21 protein-coding genes are annotated in these 24,318 nt (G+C 69.0%); 16 read left to right on the plus strand and 5 right to left on the minus strand.

Going from position 1 to position 24,318, the window contains the following annotated elements:
- Nucleotides 1-40: 40 nt before the first annotated feature.
- The 3 genes from RUR49_RS04515 to RUR49_RS04525 form a co-directional block, all read right to left on the minus strand.
- The gene (locus RUR49_RS04515; RefSeq protein ID WP_409145101.1) at nucleotides 41-1,534 is read right to left on the minus strand and encodes a sugar ABC transporter ATP-binding protein; all 1,494 of its coding nucleotides are present in this window, start codon (nucleotides 1,532-1,534) and stop codon (nucleotides 41-43) included.
- 17 nt (nucleotides 1,535-1,551) lie between these two features.
- A complete protein-coding gene (locus tag RUR49_RS04520; protein ID WP_409145102.1) occupies nucleotides 1,552-2,487 on the minus strand; it encodes a sugar ABC transporter substrate-binding protein in 936 nt (311 codons plus the stop codon).
- A gap of 119 nt (nucleotides 2,488-2,606) precedes the next feature.
- Nucleotides 2,607-3,581: an ABC transporter permease gene (locus RUR49_RS04525; protein WP_409145103.1), complete on the minus strand. Its 975-nt coding sequence runs from the start codon at nucleotides 3,579-3,581 to the stop codon at nucleotides 2,607-2,609.
- Between the two features lie 226 nt (nucleotides 3,582-3,807).
- Between RUR49_RS04525 and RUR49_RS04530 the strand changes: the two genes are divergently transcribed.
- The 9 genes from RUR49_RS04530 to RUR49_RS04570 all read left to right on the plus strand — a co-directional run bounded on the left by RUR49_RS04530 (nucleotide 3,808) and on the right by RUR49_RS04570 (nucleotide 13,312).
- The gene (locus RUR49_RS04530) at nucleotides 3,808-4,638 is read left to right on the plus strand and encodes a transketolase (RefSeq protein ID WP_409145104.1); all 831 of its coding nucleotides are present in this window, start codon (nucleotides 3,808-3,810) and stop codon (nucleotides 4,636-4,638) included.
- Nucleotides 4,635-5,624 carry a transketolase family protein gene (locus RUR49_RS04535; protein WP_409145105.1) on the plus strand — a complete coding sequence of 330 codons (990 nt, stop codon included), beginning with the start codon at nucleotides 4,635-4,637 and terminating at the stop codon, nucleotides 5,622-5,624. The genes RUR49_RS04530 and RUR49_RS04535 overlap by 4 nt, the downstream gene beginning before the upstream one ends.
- 9 nt (nucleotides 5,625-5,633) lie before the next feature.
- Nucleotides 5,634-7,100, plus strand: coding sequence for an FGGY family carbohydrate kinase (locus tag RUR49_RS04540; RefSeq protein ID WP_409145141.1), 1,467 nt, complete (start codon nucleotides 5,634-5,636; stop codon nucleotides 7,098-7,100).
- A 47-nt stretch (nucleotides 7,101-7,147) separates the two neighbouring features.
- Nucleotides 7,148-8,134, plus strand: a complete 987-nt coding sequence (locus RUR49_RS04545) for a sugar-binding transcriptional regulator (RefSeq protein ID WP_409145106.1) — start codon at nucleotides 7,148-7,150, stop codon at nucleotides 8,132-8,134.
- Nucleotides 8,131-8,913 carry an SDR family oxidoreductase gene (locus tag RUR49_RS04550; protein ID WP_409145107.1) on the plus strand — a complete coding sequence of 261 codons (783 nt, stop codon included), beginning with the start codon at nucleotides 8,131-8,133 and terminating at the stop codon, nucleotides 8,911-8,913. Before RUR49_RS04545 ends, RUR49_RS04550 begins: the two co-directional genes overlap by 4 nt.
- Before the next feature lie 379 nt (nucleotides 8,914-9,292).
- Complete coding sequence (gene dctP / locus RUR49_RS04555) at nucleotides 9,293-10,399, plus strand: TRAP transporter substrate-binding protein DctP (protein WP_409145108.1); 1,107 nt, start codon at nucleotides 9,293-9,295, stop codon at nucleotides 10,397-10,399.
- Between the two features lie 134 nt (nucleotides 10,400-10,533).
- Nucleotides 10,534-11,499 (plus strand): TRAP transporter substrate-binding protein DctP, encoded by a 966-nt coding sequence (gene dctP, locus RUR49_RS04560; protein ID WP_409145109.1) that lies wholly within the window; start codon nucleotides 10,534-10,536, stop codon nucleotides 11,497-11,499.
- Between the two features lie 167 nt (nucleotides 11,500-11,666).
- Nucleotides 11,667-12,755 carry an HPP family protein gene (locus tag RUR49_RS04565; RefSeq protein ID WP_409145110.1) on the plus strand — a complete coding sequence of 363 codons (1,089 nt, stop codon included), beginning with the start codon at nucleotides 11,667-11,669 and terminating at the stop codon, nucleotides 12,753-12,755.
- A 98-nt stretch (nucleotides 12,756-12,853) separates the two neighbouring features.
- Nucleotides 12,854-13,312, plus strand: coding sequence for a YbaK/EbsC family protein (locus RUR49_RS04570; protein ID WP_409145111.1), 459 nt, complete (start codon nucleotides 12,854-12,856; stop codon nucleotides 13,310-13,312).
- A gap of 9 nt (nucleotides 13,313-13,321) precedes the next feature.
- Here RUR49_RS04570 and RUR49_RS04575 read toward each other — a convergent pair whose 3' ends face one another.
- On the minus strand, nucleotides 13,322-14,065 hold the full coding sequence (locus RUR49_RS04575) for an SDR family oxidoreductase (RefSeq protein ID WP_409145112.1): 744 nt from the start codon (nucleotides 14,063-14,065) through the stop codon (nucleotides 13,322-13,324).
- Nucleotides 14,066-14,222: 157 nt separating this feature from the next.
- Here RUR49_RS04575 and RUR49_RS04580 point away from each other — a divergent pair, with 157 nt between their 5' ends.
- Nucleotides 14,223-14,747: a hypothetical protein gene (locus RUR49_RS04580; protein ID WP_409145114.1), complete on the plus strand. Its 525-nt coding sequence runs from the start codon at nucleotides 14,223-14,225 to the stop codon at nucleotides 14,745-14,747.
- A 13-nt stretch (nucleotides 14,748-14,760) separates the two neighbouring features.
- Here RUR49_RS04580 and RUR49_RS04585 read toward each other — a convergent pair whose 3' ends face one another.
- Nucleotides 14,761-16,815, minus strand: a complete 2,055-nt coding sequence (locus RUR49_RS04585) for a sigma-54-dependent Fis family transcriptional regulator (RefSeq protein WP_409145116.1) — start codon at nucleotides 16,813-16,815, stop codon at nucleotides 14,761-14,763.
- A gap of 500 nt (nucleotides 16,816-17,315) precedes the next feature.
- Between RUR49_RS04585 and RUR49_RS04590 the strand changes: the two genes are divergently transcribed.
- The 6 genes from RUR49_RS04590 to RUR49_RS04615 all read left to right on the plus strand — a co-directional run bounded on the left by RUR49_RS04590 (nucleotide 17,316) and on the right by RUR49_RS04615 (nucleotide 24,140).
- Complete coding sequence (locus tag RUR49_RS04590; protein WP_409145117.1) at nucleotides 17,316-18,845, plus strand: extracellular solute-binding protein; 1,530 nt, start codon at nucleotides 17,316-17,318, stop codon at nucleotides 18,843-18,845.
- 112 nt (nucleotides 18,846-18,957) lie between these two features.
- A complete protein-coding gene (locus RUR49_RS04595) occupies nucleotides 18,958-19,896 on the plus strand; it encodes a carbohydrate ABC transporter permease (protein ID WP_409145119.1) in 939 nt (312 codons plus the stop codon).
- A 9-nt stretch (nucleotides 19,897-19,905) separates the two neighbouring features.
- Complete coding sequence (locus RUR49_RS04600; RefSeq protein ID WP_409145120.1) at nucleotides 19,906-20,784, plus strand: carbohydrate ABC transporter permease; 879 nt, start codon at nucleotides 19,906-19,908, stop codon at nucleotides 20,782-20,784.
- A gap of 51 nt (nucleotides 20,785-20,835) precedes the next feature.
- Nucleotides 20,836-21,930 carry an ABC transporter ATP-binding protein gene (locus RUR49_RS04605; protein WP_409145121.1) on the plus strand — a complete coding sequence of 365 codons (1,095 nt, stop codon included), beginning with the start codon at nucleotides 20,836-20,838 and terminating at the stop codon, nucleotides 21,928-21,930.
- 191 nt (nucleotides 21,931-22,121) lie between these two features.
- Nucleotides 22,122-23,099 carry a thiamine pyrophosphate-dependent dehydrogenase E1 component subunit alpha gene (locus RUR49_RS04610; RefSeq protein ID WP_409145123.1) on the plus strand — a complete coding sequence of 326 codons (978 nt, stop codon included), beginning with the start codon at nucleotides 22,122-22,124 and terminating at the stop codon, nucleotides 23,097-23,099.
- 12 nt (nucleotides 23,100-23,111) lie between these two features.
- Nucleotides 23,112-24,140: an alpha-ketoacid dehydrogenase subunit beta gene (locus RUR49_RS04615; RefSeq protein ID WP_409145125.1), complete on the plus strand. Its 1,029-nt coding sequence runs from the start codon at nucleotides 23,112-23,114 to the stop codon at nucleotides 24,138-24,140.
- Nucleotides 24,141-24,318: the final 178 nt, after the last annotated feature.

A 24,318-nucleotide genomic window follows, 5' to 3' on the forward strand; every position in this document is an offset into this window, starting at 1 on the left:
GTTCCCGGTTGGTGGTGTATCGGGCCGTCCCGCGCCGCGGTCAGCGCGTGGCGAGCTCCATGACGGTGACGTCGTTGGCCTCGGCGCGGTCGAGGATACCCGTCTGGCGGCCGGCCGCCATGACGAGGATGCGGTTGGAGACGCCGAGGACCTCCTCGAGGTCGGAGCTGACGACGATCACGGCGACGCCGCTCAGAGCGAGCGCGACGATCACCTCGTAGATCGCCGAGCGGGCGCCGACGTCGATGCCGCGCGTCGGCTCGTCGAGCACGACCACCTGCGGGTCGCGGGCGAGCCACTTCGCCAGCACGACCTTCTGCTGGTTGCCGCCGGACATCTCGTCGGCGCGCTGATGGGCGCGGCCCTTGACGCCGAAGCGGCGGATCTGCTCGTCGGCGAAGCGAACGACGGCGCCGTCGGTGACGAAGCCGTTGCGGGAGACGGCGCCGCGGTTGGCGTAGCCGATGTTCTCGGCGATCGAATGCTGCAGCACGAGCCCTTGCAGCTTGCGGTCCTCCGGCACCAGAACGATGCCGTTGCGGATCGACTGGCGGGGGCTGCGCGGGGTGACGTCGCGGCCGTGCAGGAGCACCTCTCCCGTGGCGATCGGGTCGGCGCCGGTGATCGCCCGCACGAGCTCGGTGCGGCCGGCGCCGATCAGGCCGGCGATGCCGAAGATCTCGCCCTTGCGGACGTCGAAGCCGACGTCGCGGAAGGCGCCGTTGACGCCGCCGAGACCGCGCACCGACAGCACCACCTCCTCTGACGGCGTCGGGATCGGCGGGAACATCCGCTCGAGGCTGCGGCCGACCATCGCCTCGACGATGGTGCGCACCGCCACGTCGGCGCTGTCGAACTCCTTCACCTTGTCGCCGTCGCGCATGACGACGATGCGGTCGGCGATGCGCCTGATCTCCTCGAGACGGTGGGAGATGTAGACGATCGCGACGCCGTCGGCCTTCAGTCGCTCGATCTGGCGGAACAGCAGCTCGGTCTCCTGGCCGCCGAGCGCTGCCGTCGGCTCGTCGAGGATGAGCAGGCGTGCATTCAGCGCCAGCGCCTTGGCGATCTCGACGAGCTGCTGATTGGCGGTGGAGAGCCCGCGCACGAGCCGGGCCGGCGAGACGTCGAGCCCGAGGCGCTGCAACTGCTTGCGGGCGCGCTCCTCCATCTCGCGACGGTCGACGATGCCGCCTCTGGTCGGCGTGCGGCCGACGAAGACATTCTCGGCGATCGACAGGTCCTCCAGCAGCCGCAGCTCCTGGTGGATCATGCCGACGCCGAGGTCGATCGCCTGGCGGGGGGTGGCGGGCGCGTAGGGCGCGCCCTGCCATGTCATGGTGCCGGCGCTCGGCCGGATGGTGCCGGCGATGATGTGCGACAGCGTCGACTTGCCGGCACCATTCTCGCCGAGCAGCGCCACGACCTCACCGGCGCGGACATCGAGGTCGATGCCGTGCAGAACCTCCGTCGGGCCGTAGCTCTTGCGGATGCCGCGGAGCGTCAGCACGGGAGGCCTTTCCGTCGGGGTCATGGCGCGCCCGTGCTCGCTCAGGGGTGCTCGGCGATGAACTGCTCGACGTTGTCCTTCGTCGTCAGCGTCGCCTCGAGGAGCTGCTGCGGAGGCACCGCCTCTCCGGCCTTCAGCTTGATCGCGCTGTCGACGGCGAGCCGGCCCATGTGCTGGGTCTGCTGCGTCGCCGTCACGTCGAAGACGCCGTCGCGCAGCGCCTCGAGGGCGGCCGTGTCACCGTCGAAGCCGGCGACCCAGATGCGCTGCGGCAGGTTTGCCACCTTCACCGCCTGGGCGGCGCCGAGCGCCAGCGCATCGGCCTGGCCCCAGACGATCGTCACGTCCGGGTGGGCCTGCAGCATGTTCTGGGTGAGCTGGAAGCCCTCGTCCTGCGACCAGATCTGGCTCCACTGCTCGGCGACCACCTCGATGTTCGGGAACTCCTCGCGCGCCTTGGCACAGCCGGCGGAGCGGTCGACCTCGGGGGTGGTGCCCTTCTGCCCGTGCACGATGATCATCTTGCCGGCGCCGCCAGCCTTCTCGAAGATGTACTTGCAGACGTTGTAGGCGGAGGCGACGCTGTCGGAGGCGATGAAGGTGTCGCCCGGCTCGCCATCGGCATTGCGGTCGACGTTGATCACCGGCACGCCGGCGGCCTTGGCGAGACGCGCCGGGACGGTCGCGGCGGCGGCGCCGGCGGGGATGTAGATGAAGGCGTCGATGTTCTGGGTCAGGAGGTCCTGGACCTGGCTGACCTGGGTGGCGCTGTCGCCCTTGGCGTCGACGGTGATCACCTCGATGCCCTTGCCGCCGGCGTAGGCCTCGACCGACTGCTTGATCTGGTTGAAGAAATTCGCCTGCAGGTTGGCGACGGCCAGCCCGATCTTCTTCACTTCCTCGGCCGAGGCGCCGAAGGGCATCATCGCGACCGTCGCGAGGGCGGCGGCGGCGAGCAGGGTGCGCTTGAACGTCATGTCAGTCTCCTCCGTTGTGTCTTCTGTTCGCGGCGTCGCGGCTCGGCACAGCGGGTGCCGTCGTCGCGTCGGGCGGTGGGGCGACGGCGAGGCCGCCGTGCTCTGGCTCGCGCCAAAGTTCACTTCTTCTTCAGGGCCTCCGCCGCCACGGCGAGCGCGATGACGAGGCCGATCACCACCTGCTGGGTGAAAGGCGAGACGCCCAGCAGGTTGAGGCCGTTGCGCAGCACGCCGATGATGAGGACGCCGATGATGGTGCCCGGGATGCCCCCGGTGCCACCCGACAGGCTGGTGCCGCCGATGACGACGGCGGCGATGGTGTCGAGCTCGTAGGTGAAGCCGGAACTCGGCTGCACGGAATCGAGGCGGGCGGCCAGCACGACGCCGGCGAGGCCGGCGAGCAGCCCGGAGACGACGTAGACGCCGATCGTCGCGAGCTTGACGTTGATGCCGGCGAGACGTGCCACCTCGGCGTTGCCGCCGATCGCATAGAGACTGCGGCCGGCCGAGGTGTAGCGCAGGAACGCCCAGCCGAGGGCGAAGACGACGAGCATCAGCCCCACCGTCAGCGTCAGGAACCCGCCGTAGCGGATGATCGCCATGAGGTTGAACCAGCCGGGAAAGCCGACGATCTGCTGGCCGTCGGTGATCATGTTGGCGAGGCCGCGGGCGACCGACATCATCGCGAGCGTGGCGATGAACGCCGGCACGCCGAAGGCGGTCACGAGGAGGCCGGAGACGGCGCCGGTGCCGGCGGCGACGATCAGGGCGACGACGATCGCGAGCTGCAGGGGCAAGCCCATGTCGTTCGACAGATAGCCCATCACCATCATCGCGAGCGCGAGCACGGAGCCGACGGCGAGATCGATGCCGCCGATCAGGATCACGAAGGTCATGCCGACGGCCATGATCCCGAGCACGGTGATCTGGTCGAGGATGTTGAGGAGGTTGCGCACCGACAGGAAGCTCTCGGTGGCGAAGCTCAGGAAGACGCACAGGAGAACGAGGCCGACGAGCGGGCCGGTGGCACCGCGCAGCGAGAAAAGCCGGCCGAGACCGACTCCGGCGTTCGCCGCCTTGTTCGTCGTCGCCATCTCGCCTCCCGGTATGGATATTTATTCACTTATGACGTAAAATTCATACGGGCCGATGCCGAAAGTGTCAAGCCGCAGCTTCGGCTGCGGTATCTGCGCTGACAGCGTCCATGCTGCAATGCAGCAGTGGCTTTTGTTCGGAAAGGTCGTAACCGAACATCGGCCTTGACATGAAGGGGGTTTGGAAAGAATAATCGTACTAGAATAAATATGCAAAGGTTGAGCAGTGGTACCTCAGACCCCACAGGAACTGCGGGCGACGGCGAGGCGGATCCGACGCCGGGACCTGCAGGCCGTGTTCGAGGCCGGCGCCGGTCACATCGGCGGCGAGATGTCGGTCATCGACCTCCTGACGGCGCTCTATTTCAACGTCCTGAACGTCAATCCCCGAGAGCCGCGTGACCCCGGCCGCGACCGGCTCGTCTTGAGCAAGGGCCACACCGCCTGCGCGCTGTACGTGACGCTCGCCGAGCGCGGCTTCATCCCGCAGGACGAGATCGCCACCTTCCTGAAGCCGATGTCGCGCCTCAACGGCCACCCGGACCGCAACAAGGTGCCGGGCGTCGAGACCAATACCGGGCCGCTCGGCCACGGCCTGCCGGTCGCCGTCGGCATGGCGACGGCGGCGAAGCTCGACCAGGCTTCCTGGCGCACCTTCGTCATCACCGGCGACGGCGAGATGCAGGAGGGCAGCAACTGGGAGGCGATCATGGCCGCCGCCCAGTTCCGCCTCGACAACCTGACCCTGATCATCGACCACAACCGCCTGCAGCAGGGCGCCCGCCTCGCCGACACCAACGCGCTGGCGCCCTTCGCGCCGAAGCTCGCCGCCTTCGGCTGGACGGTAATCGAGATCGACGGGCACGACATGGACGCCATCCTCGGCGCCCTTTCGCGGGAGCGCATCGTCGCCGACCGGCCGACGTGCATCGTCGCCCACACCAACAAGGGGCAGGGCATCTCGTTCATGGCGGACCGGGTGGAGTGGCATCACAAGGTGCCGAGCGCGGAACAGTACGAGCTGGCCCTTGCCGAGCTCGCGGAGGTGGTCTCTTGAGCGGCGCGACGATTTCGAAGAGCTCGTCGTCTCCAGGCACGCCGGCGCCGAAGCTGCACGACTGCCGGGACGCCTTCACGGCGACGCTGGTGGCACTGGCCGAGGCCGACCGCAACATCGTCGCGGTCTGCAACGACTCGGTCGGCTCCTCGAAGCTGAACGGTTTCCGCGATCGCTTCCCGGAGCGCCTGATCAACGTCGGCATCGCCGAGCAGAACCTCGTCGGCACCGGCGCCGGGCTCGCCAACGGCGGCAAGATCCCGTTCGTCTGCGGCGCCGCGTGCTTCCTCACCGGCCGCTCGCTCGAGCAGATCAAGGCCGACGTCGCCTACTCGAAGACCAATGTGAAGCTCTGCGGCATCAGTTCCGGCATGGCCTATGGCGAGCTCGGACCGACGCACCACTCGATCGAGGACTTCGCCTGGATCCGGGCGCTGCCGAATGTGCCGATCATCGCGCCCGCCGACCGCATCGAGACGGCGGCGGCGACCGCCTGGGCGGCCGCCCACGACGGCCCGGTGTTCCTGCGTCTGAGCCGCGTCGGCGTGCCGGACCTCTTGCCGGAAGGCCACGTCTTCGAGCTCGGCCGCGCCAACGTGCTGCGCGATGGCACCGACCTCACCATCATCGCCAACGGGACCCTGACCCACCGCGCCATGACGGCCGCGGCGATGCTCGCCGAGCGCGGCGTGTCGGCGCGGGTGGTCAACATGGCGACCGTGCGGCCGATCGATGATGCGGCCGTCGCGGCGGCGGCGCGCGAGACCGGTGCCATCCTCACCTGCGAGGAGCACACGGTGTTCGGAGGCCTCGGCAGCGCGGTGGCGGAGGTCGTCGTGCAGACGGCGCCGGTGCCGATGGCGCTGCTCGGCGTGCCCGGCGAGTTCGCCCCGACCGGCTCGGCCGAGTGGCTGCTCGACCACTATGGCATGTCGCCCGAAGGCATCGCGGCGAGCGCCGAGGGCCTCGTCAAACGGAAGGTGTGACCGATGCCGGTGCGCGCGGTTCTGGCCGTCGACCAGGGCACGACCAACAGCAAGGCCGTGCTCGTTTCCGAGACCGGCGCGATCCTTTCGACCGGCGCCGCCCCCGTCGACATCCGCCACCCGCAGCCGGGCTGGGTCGAGCAGGACGCCGGGCAGATCGTCGCGAGCGTCGTCGCCGCCATTGGCGCCTGCCTCGCCGGTGCACCCGATGCCGATATCGTGGCCATCGGCATCTCGAGCCAGCGCGAATCGATGCTCGCCTGGGACCGCCGCAGCGGTGCGCCGCTCGGACCCGTCGTCACCTGGCAGTGCCGGCGCACCACCGCCGCCTGCGAAGCGCTGAAGGCGGCCGGCCACGAGCCGGCGGTGATCGCCCGAACCGGCCTGCCGCTCGACCCGATGTTCCCGGCGACGAAGGCGCGCTGGCTGCTCGACACCCACGCCGCCGGCCGCGCCGCCGCCGACATCTGCCTCGGCACCGTCGACAGCTGGCTGATCTGGACGCTCTCGGGCGGAGCGGTGCACGCCACCGATGCCTCCAACGCCGCCCGCACCCAGCTCTACGACATCGCCGCCGGCCGCTGGAGCGAGGAACTCGGCGCGCTGTTCGGCGTGCCGCTCGCGGTGCTGCCCGAGGTCCACGATTCCGCCCACGTCTTCGCGACCACCCGCGGCGTGCCCGGCCTGCCGGACGGCCTGCCGGTGGCGGCCGCCATCGGCGACTCGCACGCTGCCCTGTTCGGCCACGGCGCGACGCGCACCGGCGACGGCAAGGTGACGTTCGGCACCGGCTCCTCGGTGATGACGACGATCCCCGGCTTCATCGTCCCGCCGAAGGGCCTTACCACCACCATCGCCTGGTCGCTCGCCGGCGTGCCCACCTTCGCCTTCGAGGGCAACATCCTCGTCAGCGCCTCGATCCTGCCGTGGACGGCGGACCTGCTCGGCCTCGACGGCGTCGAGGCGCTCCTGGCGCTCGCCGCCTCCGTCGAGGACACCAAGGGCGTCTATCTCGTCCCGGCCCATGTCGGCCTCGGCGCGCCGCACTGGAACCCGGCCGCCCGCGGCCTCGTCTCCGGGCTCTCGTTTGCCGCTGGGCGGGCGCATGTGGCGCGGGCGGCGGCGATGAGCATGGCGCTGCAGGTGGAAGACGTCTTCGCCATCGTGCGCGACAACGCCGGCCAGTCGATGGGTCGCCTCTATGTCGACGGCGGCCCGAGCCGCAACGCCTTCCTGATGCAGATGGTCGCCGATTGTCTCGACCATCCGGTGACGACCTGCGAGAGCGCCGAAGCGTCGGCCCGCGGCGCCGCTTATCTCGCCGGACTGGCGGTCGGCATCTGGCCCGATCTCGGCGCGGTCGCGGCACTCGAGAAGCACGGCGGGACGATCGCGCCCGCGATGGCCGACGACGTGCGGCAGACCACCCTGAAAGGCTGGGACGAGGCGATCGGGCGCTCGACCTTCGGCACCTGACCTGAATTTATATTCAGGCCCCGGATCGGTGGGGACGGAGACCGCCCGTGTCGCGATTGAACGAACTGAGGATGATCACCCGCGTCGCGCAGATGTACCACGTCGAGGGGCTACGCCAGGCCGACATCGCGGAACACCTGCGCATCTCCCAGGCGACGGTCTCGCGGATGCTGAAGAAGGCGCAGGACGAGGAGATCGTCCGCACCACCGTCGTCTCGCCGCCCGGCACCTACGGCGCGCTCGAGGGGGCGCTGCGACAGCACTTCGGGCTCGCAGAGGTGATCGTCGTCGAGTGCGCCGAGGACCGTGACGGCGCCATCATGGCGCGCATCGGCGAGGCGGCGGCGCACTTCCTCGAGACGACGATGCAGCCGGGCGAGATCATCGGCGTCTCGAGCTGGAGCGAGACCATCCTGAAGATGGTCGACAACATCCACCCGATGAAGGCCGGGAAGGCGCGCTACGTCGTGCAGACGCTCGGCGGCATGGGCGATCCGGCGGTGCAGACGCACGCCACCCAGCTCACAACACGGCTCGCCAAGCTCACCGGCGCCGAGCCGCGCCTGCTCACCGCCCCGGGCGTCTCGCAGTCGCGCGAGGCCAAGCTGATCATGCTCGCCGACCAGTACGTGCGCGAGACGGTCGACCTGTTCGGCAAGATCACCGTCGCCTTCATGGGCATCGGCTCGATCGAGCCATCGCGGATGCTGGCGCGCAGCGGCAACGTCTTCTCGTCGAAGGAGCTCGCCGACGTCCGCGACGCCGGGGCGGTCGGCGACATGAGCCTGCGCTTCTTCGACATCGCCGGCCGGCCGGTGAAGACGCCGCTCGACGAGCGCGTCATCGGCCTGACGCTGGAGGAGATCGCCCGCATCGACCGCGTGATCGGCCTCGCCGGTGGCCAGTCGAAGACGAACGCGATCTTCGGGGCGCTGAAGACCGGCGTGCTCGACGTGCTGATCACCGAGAAGTTCACCGCCCAGCGGTTGCTGGCGATGGCCGGCCTCGCGCCGGCGCTGGAGGAGTTCACATGAGGCGTTTCGAAGGCCGCACCGTCGTCATCACCGGCGGCAACAAGGGGATCGGCTTCGCCATGGCGGAACGCTTCGCCGCGGAAGGCGCGAACCTCGTGCTCGCCTCGGTCGAGGCGCAGGTGATGGCAGCAGCCGAGGCGTTGCGGGCGACCGGCGCGCAGGCCGTCGGCGTCGTCTGCGACGTCACCGACATCGCCGCCGTCCGGGCCGTCTACGACGAGGCGGTGGGCCGCTTCGGCAGCCTCGACGTGTCGATCCAGAACGCCGGCGTCATCACCATCGCCAAGGTCGAGGACCTCACCGAGGCCGAGTGGGACAAGGTGATGGACGTCAACACCAAGGGCGTCTTCCTGTGCTGCCAGGAGGCGATCCGGCGGATGCGCAAGGCGGGCCGGGGTGGCCGGCTGATCAACACCGCCTCCGGCCAGGCGCGCGACGGCTTCATCTACACGCCGCACTACGCCGCCTCGAAGATGGGGGTCGTCGGCATCACCCAGAGCCTCGCCAAGGAGGTGGCGCTCGACGGCATCACCGTCAACGCCATTTGCCCGGGCATCATCGAGACTGAGATGTGGGACTACAACGACCGCGTCTGGGGCAAGATGCTCGGCACCTATGCGCCGGGCGAACTGATGGCGGAATGGGTGCAGAACATCCCGATGAAGCGGGCGGGGCAGGGCAAGGACGTCGCCGGCCTCGTGGCGTTCCTGGCGAGCGAGGACGCCGCCTACATCACCGGCCAGACCATCAACGTCGACGGTGGGCTGATCATGTCGTGACCCTCGCGATGGTCCGGCAGCGCCGCGGCCCTGCCCGATTTAGCTGGCGCCCGCCTCGGTCGCCCAGCCCGTCGCCGCACCGGGGCGTCAGCTTCATCTCGCGGGACGCGTCGCAATCCGGCGGCTGACGCGTCGCGGCGCACAGCGACTTTCACGTTGTCGTGACAGCTCCGTGCCGTCTGGTACGCTCGACGCGGTTCTCCCGCGAGCAGCAGTGTGCCACTGGAACAACTGACGCGACATCTTTGCTGCCGCCGCCCGTCATACTAACTTAGAATTAATGTAGACTATCCCTCGTTTGCGCATCAGGATGGTTCCCGATCAGAACTTATCTTCCGCGGGGGCGGAGAGTGGGATCGGGAGGAGCGAGGCTGAGGGAGTGAAGGCCGAGACGGTCGAGGGGGGCGTTGCGTGCACATCGACAGGCCTCACCGCACGTTCCGTGTGCGGTGGCGGCCGCGGCGAGCGCTGTGACCGGCGGTGCAGAAGGAGACGTGGGGTGTTGGCGAGACTACCGGCGGCGATCGTCGTCGTCCTGGCTCTGCTGCCGGCGAGTGTCGCGGCCGAGACCATCCGATGCAGCCATCAGTTCCCGCCGCAACATCACATCACGGGGCTGATCGAGCGCTGGGCGACTGAACTCGGGCGGCTCTCCAAGGGGCGCATCACGATCGAGTTGATCGGTGAGGCGAAGCTCTTCAAGCCGGACGAGAACATCCTCGCCGTCGCCCGGGGCGATGTCGAATGCGCTTTTTCCCTGAACTTCCAGTGGTCCCGCAAACTGCCGCTGATGACCGCGACGCTGGCGCCGTTCGCCATGCAGTCGCCCGAGATTCCGCGTCGGTGGATGGGCTCCGAGGCCGTGGAGCTCCTCGAAGAGAAGATGGACGAAAAGGGGGTGCAGTCGGTCGCCTGGCTGTTCCAGACCAACCAGACCGTCATCACCGCCGATGGCCGCCATGTCCTGCATCCGGACGATTTCGCGGGCCTGCGCATCCGTGGCCTCATCCCTGCCCTCGACCAGACCCTGCAGCAGCTGGGGGCGAAGACGGTGCCCATGGACGCGAGCAAGCTGTACGAGGCGATGCGGACCGGCACCGTGGATGTGGCGATCACCGACGTGGCCGTCGCCGTGGCGCGACGCCTCTATGAGCAGCACGACCACATGGTGCTGCTGCCGATGCTGTCGGTCTACGTCAACGGCTATGTCACGCCGCAGTGGTACGACCTCCTGGACGACGAGCTGAAGGACGCGTTCCGCCAGGCCGGCGAGAACGCCATGCAGTGGTCCGTGGAGGTCTCGACGGCGGCTGCGACGGCGGCGCCAGCGGTGCTGCGCGACCGTGGCGTCGATCTCCACGTCGCGTCGGCTGAAGAGATCGAAGTTCTGCGGGCGGCCCTGCAGCCTCACTTCCTTGAGTTGTTCCTGGAAGAGGCCGGTGAGGACGGGCCTGAACTTCTCGATCTCATCGCCAAGCTCAAGTAGGTCGTCCGGGGATTTTCCGAACAACAGGTCGAAAATCGGTCATCTCGCACATCCGTCGACACTTGCGCCGGGGGGCAGTGGAAGTCAGTATTGGAGACTTCGAAGTGGGGGGAGTGGGGGTCAGACTTAGTGCGGTGCTGGTCGCCGCATTCGTGTGCATGCCGGTCATCGCGGCGGCCGAGACGGTTCGGTGCAGCCATGAGTTTCCGCCGCAGCACTACGCCACGACCCTGATCGACCGCTGGGCGGCGGACGTCGAGCGGTTCTCCAAGGGGCGTATCGAGATCGACGTGGTCGGCGGCGCAAACCTCTTCGAGCCGGACGAGAACATCGTCGCGGTCGCCAGGGGTGACATCGAATGTGCGTTCTCATTGAACTTCCAGTGGTCGCGCACGCTGCCGCTGATGACCGTGACGCTCGCGCCCTTCATGACGGCGTCGCCGAACATCCCGCGCCGGTGGGCACGTTCGCAGGCGGTTGAAGTCCTCGAAGAGGAGATGCGCGAAAAGGGCGTAAAGTCGGTCGCTTGGCTGTTCCTGACCAACCGGTCGGTCATCACGTCGAAGGGGCGCCACATCCTGCGGCCCGAGGATTTCGCCGGCCTGCGCATGCGCGGCCGCATTCCGGTGCTCGATCGAACACTGCAGTCGCTGGGGGCGCGAACCCTTCCCATGGACTCGAGCCAGCTCTACGAGGCGATGCGGGTCGGCATCATCGATTCTGCGATGACCGACGTCGCCGTCGCGGCGACGGCGCGCCTCTACGAGCAGCATGACCACATGGTCGTCTTGCCATTGATCTCGGTCTACGCCAACGCTTACGTCAATCAGAAATGGTATGACCATCTGGACGACGACCTGAAGAATGCGTTCCAGCAAGCCGGCGAGAACCTGTCGCGGTTGGCGGTGACGCAATCCGAGGCAGCGTCATCCGCCGCGCAGGTCCTTCTGCGAGAGCGCGGCGTGAATGTCCACGTGGCGACGGACGAAGAGATCGAAGCGCTGCGCGCTGCCCTGCAGCCGGTCTTTCTCGAGCTGTTTCTGAAGGAGGCGGGCGACGAGGGTCGGGAACTCATTGATCTCGTCCGCGACCTCGAGTAGGGCGTGCCGGGTCTGCGACGCCGGGCCCGACGGCGCTCGCGCCGCGGATCGCCGCGACTGTGCTGGAATGACGTTCCCCGGCTGAGCGTGCAGCGGGCAACAGGTTTGCTGGCGCCGCCGGCCGAACAGCGGCATGTGGGAACGGCCCCCGCCTGCTGGACCGTCCAATGACCAACAAGCCTCACGCTTCGTTGCGCTTCTTCGTGCCGATCCTCGCCGGCGCGACGCTGCGCGAGCGCGCCGTCGCGTGTGTCGGGGCGCTTCTCGGCGTCGCCGCGGCGGCAGCGATCGGAGCGGCCGGCCTCGGCCTCGACCCGTCGCTGCCGGTGCTGATGGCGCCGGCGGGCGCTTCCGCCGTGCTGCTCTTCGCCATCCCTGCGAGCCCGATGGCACAGCCGTGGTCGATCGTCGGCGGCAACACGATCTCCGCCCTCGTCGGCATCCTGGTCGCGTCGCTGGTTCCCGATGTGGCGCTGGCTGCCGGGCTCGCCTGCGCGCTGGCGATAATCGCCATGACGCTGGCTCGCTGTCTCCACCCTCCCGGCGGCGCCGTCGCCGTCACGGCGGTGATCGGCGGACCGGCGGTGGCCGCTGCGGGCTACGGCTTCGCGCTGACGCCGGTTGCGCTCGATTCCGTCGTGCTGGTGGCGATCGGCCTTGTCTTCCATCGCCTGCTCGGGCGCAGCTATCCGCACCGGGCGCCCGCGCCGGTGACGAACACCGTCGGCACCGCCGACCCGCCGCCCTCGCAGCGCACCGGCTTCCGGGCCGAGGACGTCGATGCCGCGCTGGCGCGCCTCGGCGAGACCTTCGATATCGACCGCAGCGATCTCGAACAGGTCCTGCGCGAGGTCGAACGGCAGGCGCTGCTGCGCACCCACGCCGATCTCACCTGCGCCGACCTGATGTCGCGCGACGTCGTCACGGTGGCGCCCGGGGCCGATGCGGCGGCGGCGACGGCGCTGCTGCTGCGCCATGGCGTCCGGGTGCTGCCGGTGGTGGACGGAGACGGGCGCATCCTCGGCATCGTCGGCCTGCGCGACCTTGCCGGGGCAAGCACGTGCGTCGGCGACGTCATGCGGCCACCGGCGACGGCGGCGGCGACGACACCGGCGCTGTCGCTGATCGAGGCGATGACGGACGGCCGCACCCATGCCGTCGTCGTCACCGGGCCGCAGGAGCGCCTGCTCGGCCTCGTCACCCAGACCGATCTCCTCGCCGCCCTGGCGAGGCGGCCGCAGGCGCCTGCGACCTGATCCGCCGTCGGCCCGGCCAGATGCCCGACGCCCTTTCGCGTCGCCGGTCCGCGTGTATCGTGCGCTCCCCGGAAATTCGCCTCGGAGACCAGCCGCCGATGTCCCTCGCGTCCGTCCGCGCCCACCTTGCCGAAGCAGCGCCCGACCTTCAGGTGATCGAGCTCGAGGCGAGCACCGCCACGGTTGCGCTCGCCGCCGCCGGCCTCGGCGTCACGCCGGCGGAGATCGCCAAGACGCTGGCGCTTCGCGTCGGCGACCGCACGCTCGTCGTGGTCACAGGCGGGCTGGCGCGCCTCGACAACAAGAAGGCGAGGGCCACCTTCGGCGGCAAGCCCCGCATGCTCGGGCCGGACGAGGTGCTGGCCGCGACCGGCCATCCCGTCGGAGGCGTCTGCCCGTTCGGCCTGGCGACGCCGCTGCCGGTCTATTGCGATGTGTCGCTCAAGGCCTTCGACGTCGTCGTGCCGGCCGCGGGCGCGGTGAACGCCGCCGTGCGCGTGGCCCCGGGCCGCATGGCCGAGATCACCGGCGCGACGTGGGTGGATGTCTGCGTCTGAGGGCTTGCCTCAGACGCCGCCGCTCACGCGGAGCACGGTGCCCGTCACGTAGTCGGCCTTCTCCGACAGCAGCCAGACGATCGCCTCGGCGATTTCCTCCGGCTCGCCGACGCGGGCCATGGGGACGCGGGAGACGACGCGGGCAGGGCGGTCGGGTTCGCCGGAGCTTGCGTGGATGTCCGTGTAGATGACGCCCGGGGCGACGGCGACGACGCGGATGCCGGCGGTGGCGACCTCCTTGGCGAGGCCGACGGTGAAGGTTTCGACGCCCGCCTTGGTGGCCGCATAGGGGACGTATTCGTTCGGAGCGCCGACCGTGGCGGCGATCGAGGAGAGGTTGACGATGCGGCCGCGGGTGCCGTCCGCCAGCCAGCGCCGCACCGCCTCCTGGGCGCACATCATCGTGCCGAGCAGGTTGACGGCGAGGACCCGGCGCATGGTCTCCACCGTCGTGGCGCGGAAGGGCCCGATGCCGCCGGTGACGCCGGCATTGTTGACGAGGGCGCTCGCCGGCCCGAGCCGCTCGGCGCAGGCATCGAACAGACGCACGGCGAACGTCGGATCGGCGACGTCGCCCTGCACGGCCGTCGCCCGGCCGCCGGCGGCGGCGACGTCGGCGCAGACGGCGTCCGCCGCGGCGGCGTTCTCGACGAAGCTCAGGCAGACGTCATAGCCATCGCGCGCCGCGGCGCGGCAGACGGCGGCGCCGATACCGCGGCTGCCGCCGGTCACGATCAACACTTCGCGCGCCATCACGCCTCCACCGCCACCGATTTCGGGGCCGCGGAGGGTATCACTGGCTCGTCGCCGCGTCTTGAGCCGCTCTCCGCCGCGGTGGCGGCGGGCGGCCTCGCTTTCGGGCCATTGCCGGCCGGCGCCGATCGCGCGAAGCTCGCCTCCGGAGGACCTGATGGGACAGCGGACGATCGGCGCGGCGATCCTCGCGGCCGGGCTCGGCGGAGCAGCCGTGGTGCTCCTGGCCGATGGCGGCTGGACGGCCCTCGTGATCGCGGTGACGACCGCCGTCACCGGACTGCTCGTGCTGCGCCAGGCGGGGCCGTCCGGCGCGACGGTGGCCGCGGCCGCTGACGCCCTCGACGATCCGGCCTTCGCAACGGCACTGGACGACAGGGGTACGCCAACGCGGGTCGCCCGCGACGAGGTCGACGCGGTGTTCGACCACCTCCTCGACCGTTGGCGAGGCGTGCAGGGGCTACGTCTCGACGACGATGCGGCGGGGCCGCCGCAACGGCTCGATGCCGCCGTGGTGGAACTGCGCGGCGACATCCTCCGCGCCGAGGCCTATCTCGACGCCCTGAGGTTCCACCGGCCCGGCGACCGCCGGCCCTATGACGGGGTGGTCGCCGAGTTGGAGGGGCTGCTGCGGCGGGTGGGCGACCCCGACTGGGGCCGCCGCGCTCGCGACGGCGGGTGAGCGTGCCGCCGCGTCAGGCGCGGCGCTGCGGCGGCACGAGGTTGAAGCGGTTCATGCGCCGGTGGATGGTCGAGCGGTCGACGCCGAGAAGGCGGGCGACGCGCGAGACGCACCAGTGGTTGGAAACCAGCAACTGCTCGAGGTCGTCGATCGCCTGCTCGACGATCGGCCCCGATCCGGACGAGGGGTGGCGGCCAAAATCGCCCGCAAGCGGCCGCACCGCGTCCTCTTCGGCGGCGACGAACTCGCGAAAGACCGGCTCGAGCGCCTCGTCGTCCCCCGTTGCCAGCACGAGGCTGATGATGGAGCGCAACTCGTGCAGGTTGCCGGGCCAGGGCGCCGCCGCGAGCGTGGCGACGGCCCTTGTCCGATCGGCGATCGGCCGGTCGCCGGCGAGCTCGCCCAGCACCGCCTCGATCAGCGCGGCGCGATCACGGCGCGTTCTGAGCGGCGGCAGGGCGACGTGGGCGCCGGCGAGGCGGAAGAACAGGTCCGGCCGCACGACAGACTGCAGGGCCGCGACCGGTTGCTGCGCCGTGCTGACGAGCATCGGTCGGCGCGCCGGGCCGTCGGCTTCCCGCCGCTTCAGCTGACGCAGCAGCGCCTGCTGGGTGGCGTCCGGCAGCTCGCCGATGTCGTCGAGGACGATCGTCGCCGCCGAACCCAGCGCCTCGGCGATGAGCCGCTCCGTCTCGGCGGCATCGCGGCCGGCAAGGGCGACCTCGACCAGGATTCCGCCGCGTCCGTCGGCGTGCAGGGCACGCGCGAAGCTCGTCTTGCCGGTGCCGGTCTCGCCGGTGACGAGCAGCGGCACGCCACCGTCGCGGGCCCGCCGCGCCAGCCGGGCGGCGTCGATCAGTTGCGGGTCGGTGCCACAGAAGGCGGCGAGGAGGGACGCGACACCGCCATCCGCCGCCATGCCGTCGGTGGCGGCCCGGCGGGTGGCCGGAACAGCCATTGCGGCTGGGTCGCTCTTTGCCGTCAGTCCGGCGCTCGTCGCCGACCCGGCATGGGCGTCCAGCGAATCATCCAGTTCCGCAGATCCGACGACGACGGTGCGCCGGCCACCGCGGGCCGGCGCCATCGGGATCAGATAGAGGGGCCGCCCGGTGCCGGACGGCGGGGCGAGGTGGCGCGGGCCGTCATGCAGGGTGCCGAGGGCGCTGAGCCACGTCGACAGCGCCGCGTCGGTCGTGGCCGCGCCGCCGGACGCTGGTCCCCGTGCCTCGCCCTTGCGCCGGCTCGCGGCCGCCAGCGCCCGCCGCCCGGGCGGTGCCATCGCCGGCCGCTGGTCGGCGAGCAGGCGGCGGGCGGTGTCGGAGATGCCGACGACGGCACCGTCGTGGTCGAGCGCCAGCAGGCTCTCGCGGGCAGGGTCGAGGTTTTCCGAATCGGGGAAGAGCCGCAGCACCCAGCGGTCGCGGTGGCGCTCGCGGAACCAGGCGTTGGTGAGCCGGCGCGTCGTCACGTCGACGAGGTGCTCGGCATAGCGCGTCGCCCCGCCCTTGTCGGGACGGGCGGTGGAGACGTCGAGGACCGCCGCGAAGGCGCCGTCGGGATCGAACACCGGCGCCACGGTGCAGGACAGGTCGGCATTCTTCGAGCGGAAGTGGTCGGTGCGGTGCACGGTCAGAGGCCGGCCGGTGACGATGCAGGTGCCGACGCCGTTCGTCCCCTCGGTTTCCTCCGTCCACACCGAGCCGAGATAGAGCCCGGCGGTGCGGTGCTCGGCATCGAGGGAGGGGTGGTTGAGGAAGTCGAAGGCGACGCCGTTGAGGTCGGTGAACAGCACGCAGTAGCCGATCGGCTCGAGGTGCCGGTAGAGGTCCTCGAGGATCGGCCGCGCGATCCGCATCAGGGGCGACATCGGCTCGCGGAAATCCTTGAGCTCGGACGAGGTCAGGATGCGCGTGCGCTCCGATTTCGACGGATCGAGCCGGTACTGCGAGGCACATCGCTTCCAGGAATCGATGATCAGGGCTCGTGGCGGAAGCGCTGGCTTGCGGCCGCCGTCGAGGCACGTCTCCACGTGCCTCGCGTGCGCCGTGGCTGGCGTCGCATGCACCATCTCTCGTCCTCCCGCGCAGTGGCCGCCTCTTCGGGCGGTCCCCCGGCTCTGCGGCCGGAACTCTGCGTCAGCCGACCATAGCTCAAACCGCCGGCCCTGACAGCCACCGTCGTTGCATCTCCTGCAACAGGTGTGGCGCGCTGCGACAATTGACCGACCCCGGGGCTTGGATGATCGTGGACTGAATTGAGGGACTGTCTCGCCGCTCTCTCGCTGTCTTGCTGCAGTGCAAGACGCATGGTTGCTTCGCGGGAACTGTCGAGGCGGGATAAGAAGGCGTGCCTCGGAGGGAGGTTTTCGCCGGCTCTACGGTCCATGCCGGTCGCCTGCTCGTCCAACACGGTGGAGGCGAGGGGCCACCGAGGTCGTCCAGGAAGGGAAAGTGCCCAAGGGGCCGCTCTTCGGCCCACTCGAGAAGTCCCAAGCGGACCGGCCGGGAAAACCCGGACCGGACGCCGGTGAATACGCCGGCATAACAAGCAATACTGGGGAGAGAAGCGATGTTTCGTCCGATCAACGGTGCCGTCCGGCGGCGCCGCGTCAGCCGTCGTGAATTCCTGCAGCGTGGTGGTGCTCTGGTCGCGGGCCTCGGCGCCGGCGGCCTCATCGTCGGCGGGGGCTCGACCATCGTCTCGACGCGCGTGCAGGCCCAGTCGTCCGACGACGCGAAGTGGAAGCAGTTCTCCGGCTCCAAGCTCGTCTTCATGTCGGAGAACACGCCGCCGTCCTTCGCCATCCGCGACAACCTCAAGGCCTTCTACGATCTCACCGGCATCGAGGTGGAGATCCTGACGGACGACCTGCCGGTCGTGCAGCAGAAGGTCGGTATCGACCTGCGCGGCGGCAGCGCCGACTTCCAGCTGAACTACGTGCAGGACAAGCCGATCGGCGCCCCGTTCGCCGAGTTCTATGCCGACATGTCGAAGTTCATCGGCGACGACTCGCTGCCGCAGGACAAGGACGGCTACGGCGCCGAGGCGTGGTTCGACAACTTCCTCGATGCCTGCGGCTACTACTACACCCGCGACAGGCTGGTGGCGCTGCCTTATGACGCCGCGGTGGCGTGCACGTTCTACCGGCAGGATCTCTTCGAGAAAATGACGAAGGACTTCGAGGCGGACTACGGCTACCGGCTGGAGTTCACCAAGGAGACGACCTGGAAGCAGGTCAACGACATCGCCAAGTTCTTCAAGATGATGCACGAGAAGGACAACTCGATCCCGTACGGCTATGCCCAGCATCAGGGCTCGTTCGCGTGGACGACGCAGCTCGACATCCAGCGCATGCTGTTCGCACACGGCCGCTGGACGGACTTCAACGTCGACGACAAGCTCGGCAGCCGCACCCCTGGCAAGACCAACTGGGGTGATGCACAGTCGGTGCTGATCATGGAGAAGTTCAAGGAACAGGCCGACAACTCGCACCCGGACAACCTGGCGAACGGCACGCTGCAGCTGAACACCGTCTACCAGGCGGGCCAGATCGCCATGCAGGTGCAGTATCACGAGTTCGCGGCGTCGGTGGAGGACCCGAAGACGTCGGCGGCGGCCGACGGCAAGACGGCCTATGCGCCGTGCCCGCGCGGCGAGCCCTCTTGGATCGTCAATGGCGGCGAGGCGGTGAACGGTACCAACTGCGGCATCGGCGGCATCGGCATCAACGCCAACGCTTCCGAAGACCTGCAGAAGGCGGCGTGGATCTTCGCCAGCTGGGCGGTGTCGACCAACAACCAGTTCTCGGTGCTGAAGGGTCTCGGCGGTACGCCGACCCGCAAGACGGTGCTGGAGATCCCGGAGGTCGGTGCGGCGCGCGAGCGGCCGACGGCGATGCCGAACGCCCTCACCTTCGACGCCGTCTACGACTACGGCATTCTCGACCCGAACTTCGTGCTCGGCCCGAAGATCCCGAAGGCGAACGAGTATCACCAGATCCTGGCGTCCGAGCTGCAGCGCTGCCTGTCCGGGCAGACTTCTCCGGAAGAGGCCTGCCAGGCGATCCGGACCCAGCTCGACGAGCTGAACGAGGCCTGAGCTCCCAAGCCGACCGTGAACCGGGGCCGCTGCGAGGCGGCCCAGGACACCGTGAACCTGGGCCGTCGCAAGGCGGCCCAGGCGCCTCACCGTTCCGGAACCGGACGCCGCCATGCTGCAGACGCTCACGACAGACTTCCGCCCGCCCGCCGCCGCGCCCGCGCGCCTCAACGTCGCGCCGTCGCAGCGCTACTACCTCTACTTGCTGGCGCCGGCGATCCTGCTGCTCGCGGCGATCTCGCTCTATCCGTTCTTCTGGCTCATCTACATGAGCCTGCACCAGGTCTCGATGTCGCCGAACCAGCCGGACGTCTGGGTGGGTCTCGCCAACTACGCCAAGCTCCTGTCCGACAAGCGCTATCTCGAGGGCTGGAAGCTTCTCGTCGTCTACAGCGCCTCGTGCATGATCCTGCAGGTCGGCCTCGGTCTGCTGCTCGCGCTGGTGCTCAACAACTCGCGCTGGGAAAAGCCGCTCGTCACCGTCTTCCTGATGCCGATGATGATGGCCCCGGTGATCGCCGGCCTCGTCTGGTTCTACCTCTATAACGGCACCTTCGGCTGGTACAACTGGGTGCTGCAGAGCCTCGGCATCCTCTCCGGCACATCTATCCTCGGCAGCACGTCCACGGCGATGATCGGCATCGTCGTCGTCGATACCTGGCAGTGGACGCCGCTCATCACGCTGATCGCGCTCGCCGGCCTGAAACGCGTTCCCCAGGACCAACTCGAGGCGCACATGGTCGACGGCGCCGGCGCGGTGCGCAACTTCTTCGCGATCGTGCTGCCGAACCTCTACCCGTTCCTGCTGATCGCCGTGCTGCTGCGCTTCATGGACAACTTCCGCTTCATCGACGCGATCCTGCGGTTGACCGGTGGCGGACCGGCGAATTCGACCAAGGTCCTGCCTGTCTACCTGTTCGAGGTGTCGTTCACGAACTTCAACCTCGGCTACGGCGCCGCCATCGCCTTCACGCTGCTCGTCGTCACCATCGTCATCGGCATGGTGCTGGTCAGCGCCTTCACGCAGCCCAGCCTGCAGCAGAAGCACTGAGGAACGACCATGGCTTCGCGGGACATCGTCACCTACCGCACGCCGGCCTCGGTTCTCGCCGGCGTCGCCTCGGCCGTCTTCGTCGTCCTCTTCCTGATCTGGACGGTGCTGCCGATCTTCATCATGTTCGTCTCCTCCATCAAGGATCTGCTCGAAGCCTTCAAGCTTCCGGCCGTGGGGGACTGGTCCGGCGTCGGCGTGTTCTTCGAATTCACGCCGACCTTCAAGCACTATGTCGATCTCTTCACCCAGGAGAAATTCGGCACCTACTTCTTCAACAGCGTGGCGAGCGCGCTCGGTTCGGCGGCGATCTCGGTGGTGCTGGGCTCGATGGCGGCGTACGCGCTGTCGCGGGCGGAGTTCCGCGGCAAGAAGGATCTGTTCTTCTGGATCATCTCGACCCGCATGGCGCCGGTGGTGGCCGTGATGGTGCCGCTGTTCGCGATCTTCCGCTACGGCGGCCTGGTCGGCTCCACGCCCGGCCTGATCATCGCCTACACCACCTTCAACCTGCCGTTCGCCATCTGGATCCTGAAGGGCTTCTTCGACAACGTGCCCTACGAGATCGAGGAGGCCTCGATGGTCGACGGCAGCACGCGGCTGCAGGCCTTCAAGGCGATCATTCCGCTGGTCTCGCCGGGGATCGGGGCGTTCCTGGTGCTGTGCGTGCTGTTCGCCTGGAACGACTTCCTGTTCGCCTCGATCATCGGGTCGGGCGGCGCGAAGACGCTGCCGGTGGCGACGAGCGGCCTCGTGCAGCCGCAGAACATCCAGTGGGGAAAGATCATGGCCGCCGGCGTCGTCACGACGCTGCCGATGATGCTGCTCGGGCTCGTCATCCGCCGGTACCTCGTCACCGGCCTCACCATGGGCGCCGTGCGCGGCTGAGCCAGAACAAGACGTCCCGCGGGGCGACAGGACAGGGAGCTCGACGGAACGATGACGAAGGTGGTAGTCGCCGAAGTTTGGAAGATGTACGGCAAGGTGCCCGCCGTCCGCGACCTGTCGTTCTCCTGCGAGAGCGGAGAGTTCCTCTGCGTCCTCGGCCCGTCGGGCTGCGGCAAGTCTTCGACGCTGAGGATGCTGGCGGGCCTCGAGCACATCTCGGCTGGCGAGATCACCTTCGACGGCAAGCGCATCAACGAGCTGCCGCCGAAGGACCGCGACATCGCGATGGTGTTCGAGAACTACGCCCTCTATCCGCACAAGACGGTGGGCGACAACATGGCGAACGCGCTGAAGCTGCGCGGCATGCCGGCTGCCGAGATCAAGACCCGCGTCGAGCGGGCGGCGGCGATGCTGCAGATCGGCCACCTCCTCGACCGGCGGCCGATGGAGCTCTCGGGCGGCCAGAAGCAGCGTGTGGCGATCGGCCGGGCGATCGTCCGCTCGCCGAAGGTGTTCCTGTTCGACGAGCCGATCGGCCATCTCGACGCCAAGCTGCGCGGCCACATGCGCGGCGAGCTGAAGCGCCTGCAGCGTGAGCTCGCGACGACGACGATCTACGTCACCCACGACCAGCTCGAGGCGCTGTCGATGGCCGACCGCATCGCCGTGATGAACGAGGGCGTGCTGCAGCAGATCGGCACGCCGCAGGAGATCTACAACCATCCGGCGAACGAGTGGGTGGCGAGCTTCGTCGGCGAGCCGCCGATGAACTTCCTCGATGCCGAAGTCGTCACGGCGGGCTCTGAGACGGACCTCGAGGTGCGCTGCGGCGCGTTCCGCGTGCGCCTGTCCGACGCCCACCGCCACCGCCTCAACGGCACGCGCGGCGGCATGCGGCTCGGCATTCGTCCCGAGGCGCTGCAGGTCGCCGGTTCGGCGCCCGCGGGCGACTGCATGGCGGGCACTATCTATGCCGTGGAGCCGCTCGGCGGCGACACGCTCGTCGAGGTCGCCTTCCAGGGCGGCCGGGTTCTGGCCAAGACCGGGGCGGATTTCCGCGGCGAGATGGACGCGCCGATCTTCGTCACTGTCGACAATACCAAGTTGCACCTGTTCGATGCGAGCAACGGCAAGGCGCTGACGTGAGCGGCTCTGTCCGGTCGCAACAGGTGTGGCGAAGGCGCGGTGCCTTGACGATGTCGGGTCGCCGGATCAGCTTTTGCGACGAACGGACGACGGCCGCCCACCCTGGCGGCAACCAGTCTGAAGACCGTGACGGCGCCCACCCGGGCGGGTGCCGAAGCACGGCGGTTCACGGGGCCTAGTTGGAGGAAACCATGTCAAGCGCACTGCAGCTTCCGCGCGAGACGCTTCTCGCCGCCTATACGCGGATGCGGACCATCCGCGAATTCGAGGATCGCGTGCACGACGAGTTCTCGGCCGGCAATATTCCCGGCTTCGTGCACCTCTACGCCGGCGAGGAGGCGTCGGGCGTCGGCGTCTGCCTGCACCTCACCGATCGCGACGCCATCGCCTCGACGCACCGTGGCCACGGCCACTGCATCGCCAAGGGCTGCGATGTCGACGGCATGATGAAGGAGATCTTCGGCCGCAAGGACGGGCTGTGCGGCGGCAAGGGCGGCTCGATGCACATCGCCGACCTGTCGAAGGGCATGCTCGGTGCGAACGGCATCGTCGGCGCCGGCGGCCCGCTCGCCTGCGGCGCGGCGCTGACGGCCAAGGTCTTGAAGACCGGCGGCGTCGCGGTGTGCTTCTACGGCGACGGCGCCTCCAACCAGGGCGCCATCCTGGAGAGCTACAACCTCGCGAAGATCTGGAACCTGCCGATCGTCTTCGTCGCCGAGGACAACGGCTATGCGGAATCGACCGCCTCCTCGTGGTCGGTCGGCGGCAGCCAGACGGGTCGTGCCACCGGCTTCGGCCTGCCCTCGAAGGAGGTCGACGGCTTCGACTTCTTCGCCATGTACGAGGCCGCCGGCGAGATGATCGACCGGGCCCGCAACGGCGGCGGTCCGTCGCTGCTGCACGTCCGCCTCGGCCGCCACTACGGCCACTTCGAGGGCGACGCGATGACCTATCGCGCCCCCGACGAGGTCGCCAACCTCAGGGCGAACCACGATCCCCTGAAGATCTTCCGGCAGCGCGTCGTCGAGGCGTCGCTGATCGCGCCGGAGGAATTCGACGCGGTGGACAAGCAGGTCGCGGACCAGATCGCGCAGTCGCTGGTCGACGCCAAGGCGGCTCCGATGCCGACCGAGGCCGATCTGATGACCGACGTCTACGTGCGCTACTGAGGGGAGTGGACAATGCCCAAGAAGAGCTATCGCCAGGCCATCAACGAGGCGATGCGTCAGGAAATGGAGCGCGATCCGCGCGTCATCCTGATGGGTGAGGACGTCTCCGGCGGCACCGGGGCGCCCGGCCAGCAGGACGCCTGGGGCGGCCCGCTCGGCGTCACCAAGGGCCTCTACACCCAGTTCGGCCCGGACCGGGTGATGGACACCCACCTCGCCGAGATCTCGTTCGTCGGCGCCGCCGCCGGCGCCGCGGCGACCGGGCTCCGTCCGATCGCCGAGCTGATGTTCGTCGACTTCATGGGGGTCTGCTTCGACCAGATCTTCAACCAGGCGGCGAAGTTCCGCTACATGTTCGGCGGCAAGGCGGTCACCCCGCTCGTCGTGCGCACCATGTACGGCGGCGGCTTCCGCGCCGCCTCGCAGCATTCGCAGTGCCTCTACTCGCTCTTCACCCACATTCCCGGGCTGAAGGTGGTGGTGCCGTCGAACGCCTACGAGGCGAAGGGGCTGCTCATCCAGGCGATCCGCGACGACGACCCTGTGATCTTCTTCGAGCACAAGGTGATGTACGACGAGGAGATGGAGGTTCCCGACGAGCCCTACACCATCCCCTTCGGCGAGGCGAACGTCACCCGCGAGGGCGACGACTGCACGATCGTGGCGATCGGGCGGATGGTCGGCTTCGCCAACCAGGCGGCCGATAACCTCGCCAAGCAGGGCATCACCTGCACGGTGGTCGACCCGCGCACCACCTCGCCGCTCGACCTCGACACCATCATCGAGACCACCGAGGAGACCGGCCGCCTCGTCGTCGTCGACGAGTCGCACCCGCGCTGCTCGATGGCGAGCGACATCGCCTCGCTCGTCACCGAGCGGTCGTTCGGCAAGCTGAAGGCGGCTCCGCGGATGGTGACGGCGCCGCATGCGCCGGTGCCGTTCTCGCCGGCGCTGGAGGACCTCTACGTGCCGAGCCCGGCCAAGATCGAGGCCGCTGTGCGCGAGCTCGTCGGCATGCCGGAGCGGGTCGCCGCGGAGTAGGGCGGCAGACAGAAGCACGACTCGTCCCTCCCCTGCCAGGGGGAGGGACAGACCGCGAAGCGGTCAGGGTGGGGCCCGAAGATCGCGGCTGCCACGATCGACGTCGCATCCCCGATCGACGGGCCCCCACCTGCCGGCTGCGCCGGCTGTCCTCCCCCCTGCCAGGGGGGAGGACGAT

This window comes from Pseudoxanthobacter sp. M-2 (assembly GCF_046156265.1).
Taxonomy (GTDB): domain Bacteria; phylum Pseudomonadota; class Alphaproteobacteria; order Rhizobiales; family Segnochrobactraceae; genus CAMDHY01.